The sequence below is a fragment of the Arachidicoccus sp. genome, from assembly GCF_050436765.1.
Taxonomy (GTDB): domain Bacteria; phylum Bacteroidota; class Bacteroidia; order Chitinophagales; family Chitinophagaceae; genus Arachidicoccus.
Genome location: NZ_JBNQGD010000219.1, coordinates 1 through 8,095 on the forward strand (window position 1 = coordinate 1; position 8,095 = coordinate 8,095).

At 37.7% G+C, this 8,095-nt stretch carries 5 protein-coding genes; all 5 read left to right on the forward strand.

Annotated elements, in window-relative coordinates; genetic code table 11:
- Positions 1 to 3,570 (forward strand): efflux RND transporter permease subunit (locus ACQR30_RS09780; protein WP_429734508.1); only part of this gene is annotated, 3,570 nt, incomplete at its 5' end.
- 250 nt (positions 3,571 to 3,820) lie between these two features.
- The gene (locus ACQR30_RS09785; protein WP_429734510.1) at positions 3,821 to 5,134 is read left to right on the forward strand and encodes a sugar MFS transporter; all 1,314 of its coding nucleotides are present in this window, start codon (positions 3,821 to 3,823) and stop codon (positions 5,132 to 5,134) included.
- Between the two features lie 12 nt (positions 5,135 to 5,146).
- Entirely contained in the window at positions 5,147 to 5,476 is a 330-nt protein-coding gene (locus tag ACQR30_RS09790) for an L-rhamnose mutarotase (protein WP_429734512.1), read from the forward strand.
- Between the two features lie 212 nt (positions 5,477 to 5,688).
- Positions 5,689 to 7,134 carry an alpha-L-fucosidase gene (locus tag ACQR30_RS09795; protein WP_429734514.1) on the forward strand — a complete coding sequence of 482 codons (1,446 nt, stop codon included), beginning with the start codon at positions 5,689 to 5,691 and terminating at the stop codon, positions 7,132 to 7,134.
- A 91-nt stretch (positions 7,135 to 7,225) separates the two neighbouring features.
- Positions 7,226 to 7,987, forward strand: a complete 762-nt coding sequence (locus ACQR30_RS09800; protein ID WP_429734516.1) for an SDR family NAD(P)-dependent oxidoreductase — start codon at positions 7,226 to 7,228, stop codon at positions 7,985 to 7,987.
- Positions 7,988 to 8,095: the final 108 nt, after the last annotated feature.

Here is an 8,095-nt window from a genome sequence, read left to right on the forward strand (position 1 = left end):
AAAGAGTTTAAGCCGACATCGTGGAGTATTAGCAATAAAACTGCTATTTATTTGATGATGCTTTTCGTGACGATTGCAGGTATCTATCAGTTTGCTACTTTGCCAAAAGAGCAATTTCCTGATATTGTAATACCTACCATATATGTCCAAACTGTGTATGTAGGTAACTCTCCAAAAGACATGGAGAATTTAGTAACAAGACCTATAGAAAAGCAGATAAAAGGAATTACGGGTGCTAAAATTAAAAAATTTACCAGCACCTCTCAGCAAGATTATTCTGCGATTATCGTAGAGTTCGACACGAAAGTAAAAACAGAAGTTGCCTTACAGAAAGTAAAAGACGCCATAGATAAAGCCAAGCAGGATTTGCCTACCGATCTTACACAGGAGCCTACCGCATTGGAAGTAAACTTAAGTGATCAGCCTATTATGTATGTAAACCTGAGTGGCGATTACGACATGACTAAACTTAAAAAATATGCAGATGATTTAAAGGATAAGTTAGAAGATATACCACAATTAAACAGGGTAGATATTGTAGGTGCTCCTGAAAGAGAATTTCAGATTAATGTGGACAACTATAAAATGCAAAGTGCGGGTATTACTTTCAGTGATATAAGCAACGCAGTAAAAGGAGAAAACTTAGATATTAGCGGAGGGTTGTTGGATGTGGGTAATATGCAAAGGAATCTACAGCTTAAAGGACAATTTAAAACCAAATATGACCTGGAGAAAGTTGTTATTCGTAATACCAAAGGTGCACCTATATATTTAAAGGATATAGCAACCATAAAAGATACTACAAAAGATGCAGAAAGTTTTGCGCGCCTTGATGGCAAAAATGTGGTTACACTAAACATAATAAAACGCAGCGGAGAGAATTTAATTGAAACGAGTGAGGCGGTACAGCAAGCTGTAAAAGATGCTAGAGATGTAATTTATCCGAGCGATTTAAAAGTAGTGGTTACCGGTGACCAAAGCATTAAAACGAAATCTTCCTTTAACGATTTAGTGAATACTATCGTTATTGGTTTTATTTTGGTGCTCGTTGTATTGATGTTTTTCATGGGTGTCACCAATGCATTCTTTGTTGCATTGAGTGTGCCGTTGAGTATGTTTTTGGCCTTTGTGTTACTTCCGGGTGCCGATCTGATTATAGGTACCCATGTCACGTTAAATTTTATAGTACTTTTTGCCCTCTTATTTGGGCTGGGGATTATTGTGGATGACGCTATTGTGGTGATTGAAAATACGCACCGTATTTTCACAGAGGGGAAAGGGCGATTACCTATACATACAGCCACAAAAATGGCTGCCGGCGAGATCTTTGTTCCGGTGTTGGCGGGTACGCTTACGACCTTAGCGCCATTTTTTCCCTTACTGTTTTGGCCCGGTATCATTGGTAGATTCATGGTCTATTTGCCCACCATGCTCATCTTTACCTTGGCCGCGTCATTATTGGTTGCTTTTATTATGAATCCGGTTTTTGCGGTAGATTTTATGAATCACCCAGAAGGAACAAAAGAACCAAAATCCGCTATTTTTAAGAAGCCGGTCTTTTGGATAGTTATAGGTTTAGGGATCATACTCGATTTGTTGGGTGCTACATTCTTGGGTAACCTGATTATATTCTTTATGCTTTTGGTTTTATTGTATCGCTATGTTTTGGAGGGTGCTATACACTCATTCCAAAACAAAGTATTGCCTTGGATTATGAGCCATTATGAAAATTTATTGAAATGGGCACTGAAGGGATGGCGCCCGGTACACCTACTTTTGGGCACTGTAGGTATGTTGATTTTATCTATATTTTTATTTAGTGCTTCTGTGAGTTCTGGAAGAACAGGGATTGAGTTTTTCCCAAAAACAGATCCGAATCAAATATTTGTTTATTTAAAATTGCCAGTGGGTACAAGAGTAGAATATACCGATTCGGTGACAAAAGTATTGGAAGGAAAAGTAGATAAAATTTTAGGGATCGATTATAAAACTGGAAAGGCAAACCCAATTGTCGAAAGCGTTATTAGTAATGTGGCTATTGGAGCGGCGGACCCGGCTTCAGGGGATAGAAGCACGAGAAGTGAGTTAGGGCGTGTGCAGGTGAATTTTGTAGAATATGCGAAACGCAATGGTAAAGATACTAAGCCTTATTTGGATGAAATACGTGCGGCGATGAACGGTATTCCTGGAGCACAAATTACTGTCGATCAAGAAAGTTCCGGCCCCCCCACAGATCCACCAATTAATATTGAGGTATCAAGTGATAACTTTGACAATTTAGTGAAAACGGCCGTTAACCTAAAGAATTTTTTAGATAGCATTCAGGTGCCGGGAGTGGAAGATTTAAAAATGGATGTTGACTTAAATAATCCTGAATTAACGCTTACGGTAAATAGAGAGCTGGCTATGTCGGAAGGAGTCTCTTCTGCCCAAATTGGTCAGGCTATTCGTACCGCATTGTTTGGACTAGAAGTTTCTAAAATTAAAGACGGCAAAGACGAATATAAAATTCAATTGAGAAGTGATGAATTGCAGAGACAGAATTTATCCAATTTACTCAACATGAATATTTCTTTTAGAGATATTGCGAGTGGCGGAGCTATCAAGAATATTCCAATTGGTACCTTGGTTAAGGTAGAACCTACAAGTACATTTGGAAGCATTAAAAGAAAAAATCAGAAAAGGGTAATCACCTTAATCTCCAATGTATTGACCACGAAGGGGTACAATGCAACTGCAGTAAACAAAGTAATTAGTGATCACATTAAAGACTTTAAAGGTGGGGCTGAAGGAGTAACCATTAAGCAAACCGGTGAAGGAGAGCAGCAAGCAGAAACAGGTGCATTCTTAGGGAAAGCTTTGATGATCGCCCTTGGATTAATCTTATTGACTTTGGTGATACAATTTAATTCCGTAAGTAAATCTGTTATTATCCTTACAGAAATTGTATTTAGCGTAATTGGTGTGCTTCTCGGCATTACTATTTTTGGAATGACGGCCTCTGTACTGATGACGGGCTTAGGTGTTGTGGGACTGGCCGGTATTGTGGTGAAAAATGGTATTCTTGTTGTAGAGTTTGCTGATGAGTTACGAAGTAGAGGTTTGAAGACCCGGGAGGCAGTAATACAAGCAGGCAAAACGCGTATTATTCCTGTATTGCTTACAGCTGTGGCGGCGATACTTGGATTTATTCCTATTGCTGTTGGTTTCAACATTAATTTTATTACTTTGTTTTCTGAACTAAACCCGCATATTTTCTTTGGTGGAGATAATGTGGCCTTCTGGAAACCACTTAGTTGGACCATTATTTTTGGACTTGCTTTTGCCTTCTTTATGACGTTGATTATTGTACCAAGTATGTACTTAATTGCAGAAAGGTTGAAGCGCCCGATGCGCAAATTGTTTGGCGGGAAATGGATAAGCTTTATGGGCATTCCTCCATTAACCTTGATATTCATTCCGTTAATGATCGTTACCTATATAAAACATCGTAGAGATGTAAGAAGAAGGGCCCGCAGATTGAGTGGCAACAAGGGCTCCAGCGAAACCTGGATTGAGAGTTGGTTTTAATATTTTAATGATTTGATTTTGAATGAAGCCTGCGAAATTTTTCGCGGGCTTTGTTATAGATGGCGACCTAAAATCATTCATGCAGAACGCTCTTCAATGAAATATTGTTTTAATCATGTGGTTTTTATGTTCATCTATGCTAAAATAGCATAAGTTTTAGGTAATAAATTATCGTAAAATGAAAAATAAAAATGATTACTTTGGAAATAATTAATGAACATTGGTTATTCTAAAACGATAAATAAAAACTATGTCAAAAAACAAGTATCTCTTTCCATTCATTTTGGTGACTTCTTTGTTTTTTCTTTGGGGCTTTGCTTATGGGCTGTTAGATGTGCTGAACAAGCATTTCCAAGTAACATTAAATATTACAAAAACAAGATCAACCTTATTACAGGCGGCTTATTTTGGTGCTTATTTTATTATTGGTTTAATTGGAACTTTTGTCAATAAGTTTGATTATAAAAAAGGGATTATTTTTGGATTACTCATGTTTTCGCTGGGTGCATTTTTATTTTACCCGGCAGCTAACGCGGCTAATTTTAATTTCTTTTTAATTGCCTTATTTATTTTAGCTGCAGGTTGTGCATGTCTTGAAACGACTGCCAACCCTTATGTTACGGTTTTGGGTGACCCTGCTACTTCGGCTAATCGTTTGAATCTAAGTCAATGTTTCAACGGTGTTGGTTCTTTCTTCGGCCCCGTAATTGCGAGCCAGTTATTCTTCTCCAATGGCAATAACGATAACCTTGATTCCGTAAAAAATGTTTATTTAATTATTGCAGTAGTTGTGTTGCTAATTTCCTTTTTGTTTATGCGCACTAAACTGCCGGAAATAAAAGAAGAAGTTGTGGAGAATCTTTCGGAAGCAGAAGATAAAAAGCCATTATCCGCTCATAAACATTTTATCGGTGGCGTGATAGCACAGTTTTTTTATGTAGCTGCACAAGTAGGTGTGGCAGCTCTTTTCATAAATTATTGTACTGAAACAAAAGTAGATGCTGGTAAAGATTTTATATACAAAGGCGTCCAATCTCTAGCTGATGGTCTTTGTAATTTATTCAATGCTACTCATTTATCATTTGTGACGATTAGTAATGCAACCGCGGCTATTTTGTTTTCTGTTGGTCTAATACTTTTTACAGTAGGTCGTTTTGTAGGTACTGCTTTGATGAAGAAAATTGCGGCTAACAAACTGCTTACTATCTATGCTATTATCAATGTATTGCTTTGTTTGGTAGTAGTTTTCAACTATTCCTTCTTATCTATCGCGTCTTTAATGCTGGTATTCTTTTTTGAATCTATTATGTTCCCGACCATTTTCGCTTTAGGATTGAAGGGTATTGGTTCACATACCAAAAAAGGTGCATCCTTTATGATTATGTCTATCGTTGGTGGAGCGCTTGTGCCTTATTTTATGGGTGTTTTATCCGACAAATATTCTACCTCATTTTCTTATATCATCCCTATGCTTTGTTTTGTGATTGTTGCTTGGTATGGATGGGTAGGTTATCGGGTAAAGGGAAACAATGATAAAGTACAGGTAAATTTTGCGAAGCATTAAAATAAAAAGCAAATGAGACGTTATGCACTCGCGTTAGATTTAAAAGATGACGAACAACTCATCAGAGAATATGAACGGTACCACCAAAATATTTGGCCGGAAATAAGAAAGAGTATTGTTGATTCGGGAATAGAAAACATGCAAATATTTAGGACGGGTAATCGTCTTTTTATGTTGATGGAGGTGAATGATGATTTTTCTTTTGAGGCAAAAGGTAAGGCTGATGATACCAACGAAAAAGTTCAGCAATGGGAAGAGTTGATGTGGAAATTTCAGCAGCCGTTGCCATGGGCTAAAGCTGGTGAGAAGTGGGTGATGATGGATGGTATTTTTGATTTATAATAAACTGGTTCTTTATTAAAGTAAAACGAGATAGGACGATGTTTTTTACAGATTTGATCTTAATTACTTTCCTTTCTAAAGGCAATATACAGAGAACATCATCAAGAAAGAACGTAGAATTTTTGAGATAAATGTTCCGTCTGCAAATGGAAGTAATGGAGTAATGATCCTGTTCTATCAGCGCAAAATGTAAACAAATTTAAAGTATAAAAATGATTCACAAGAAATGGCTGGTATTTGCGTTTGTCTCGTTATTGATGACTGCTGCAGATGCGCAATATCAATCCAATTGGCAATCGCTCGATAAGCGCCCAGTTCCCGAATGGTACCGGAATGCGAAGTTCGGTATTTTTATTCACTGGGGGGTGTACTCAGTTCCTGCGTATTCACCAGTGGGAAATTATGCAGAGTGGTATCAACACGAACTTAAAAGTGGTAAACCCGATAACGCCGTTGTCAAGTATCAGAAAGAGAAATATGGAGACCAGAACTACTATGATTTAGCGAAATATTTTAAAGCGGAATTGTTTAATCCAACTGCATGGGCGGATTTATTTGAAAAATCTGGTGCAAAGTATGTGGTACTTACCTCTAAACATCATGATGGTTTTTGCCTCTGGCCAAGTAAGGAAGCTGACAGAGATTGGGGTTTTCCCTGGAATGCGGCAGAAGTAGGTCCCAAACAGGATTTGATAGGAGAGCTCTTTAAAGCGCTTCGTAAAACGGATGTTAAGCCCGGCTTGTATTACTCTTTATATGAATGGTACAATCCGTTATATTTGAAAGACCCGAAGGTATATGCCGAAAAGCATGCCATTGCTCAAATGAAAGATTTAATAGAGAATTACCACCCGGCTGTTTTGTGGACAGATGGTGACTGGGATCAAACGGATACTACCTGGCAGTCGACCAGGTTTTTGTCTTGGTTGTACAATGATAGCCCTGTTAAAGATAATATTGTTACCTATGATAGATGGGGAAGAGGGGTCCGCTTCCATCATGGAGAAGTATATACGCCTGAATATCAGCCTGGCGTAGATTTCAAGGGACATTATTTTGAAGAAAGTCAAGGTATGGGCTACTCCTATGGTTTTAATATTGCAGAGAATGCAACAGATTATAGCTCTGCTCAGTCGTTGATTTTAGAGTTGTCAGATATTGTAAGCCGAGGCGGAAATTTCTTGTTAGACATTGGACCTACTGCTGATGGCACGATAGATGCGATTATGCAGGAACGTTTGTTACAAATAGGCAAGTGGTTGTATGTAAATGGAGAAGCCATTTATGGGACACATCCTTGGAAAATAGCTTGTCAATGGTCTGGGGGAAAAAGAGATTATAAGACTAAAGCAAAAGAATCCTTATTGATAAAACAAACTATCGATCCGGATTCCGGTTATGCCACCAAGCAAATGTTCTTTACTTCCAAAGCAGATAGTTTATACTGCATACTTCCTAAATATCCAGATAATAATACAATAGTTATTAACGATGTTTCGTTAAACAAAAATGCACAAATTACTTTTTTGGCTACTGGCCAACAATTGTCTTGGAAAAAGCGTGGCAATGGTATTATTGTAACTTTACCCCCTTTTAATCCGAATAAAATAAAAATAACGGATGCCTATGTATTAAAGGTGGCAGGGGTGATTAGGTAGTTGAAAGTTAGATGCGTTTGTCAAAAAAAAATACGTTTAGGTCTGTTTTTTGAGGGTAATATTCCTCATTCGTTATTCATAAATTCTAGAGATGTTTAATTTAAAAAATAAAAATGCCATCATTACCGGAGCTGGTAGTGGTATAGGAAAAGCCACGGCGTTGGCTTTTGGGAAAGCTGGAGCAAATGTTCTTGTTGTAGATGTCAACAAAGATGCCTCAGAAACAACAGTAAGTGAAATCAAACAAAATGGTGGAAGCGCAATTGCATTGGTTGTAAATGTGACTGTACAAGCTGAAGTGGTTCTGGCGTTTCAAGAAGTGGGACAAATTGATATTTTGGTCAATAGTGCAGGGGTTTCTCATATCGGTAAACTGGAAACGACTACGCCCGATGATCTGGATAGAATTTACAATGTAAATGTAAAGGGAGTATATAATTGTATGTTTGCTGTAATAGAGTCGATGAAGAAGAAAGGTGGTGTTATTCTGAATTTGGCGTCCATTGCATCCAGTGTGGGTATTCCCGACCGGTTTGCTTATTCTATGAGTAAAGGAGCTGTGTTGGCAATGACATTATCAGTTGCCAAAGATTATATTAAAGAAGGGATTCGTTGCAATTGCATTTCTCCGGCTCGTGTGCATACGCCTTTTGTAGATGGATTTTTAGCCAAAAACTATCCCGGCAAAGAAGCCGAGATGTTTGAAAAATTATCACAAACACAACCTATTGGACGGATGGCAAAACCTGCAGAAATTGCCAATTTGATTTTATATTTATGTAGTGATGAAGCGAGCTTTATCACAGGCAGCGATTATCCTATTGACGGGGGATTTATTAAGTTGAATAATTAAGTCGGAAGCGAATGTAGGATGCTCAAAACTTGATGCTCCAAGAAAGCAAACGAATGCTTATATTTTTAATAGGAATAAATGGAACTCCGTTTCAAACGAATTGATTAA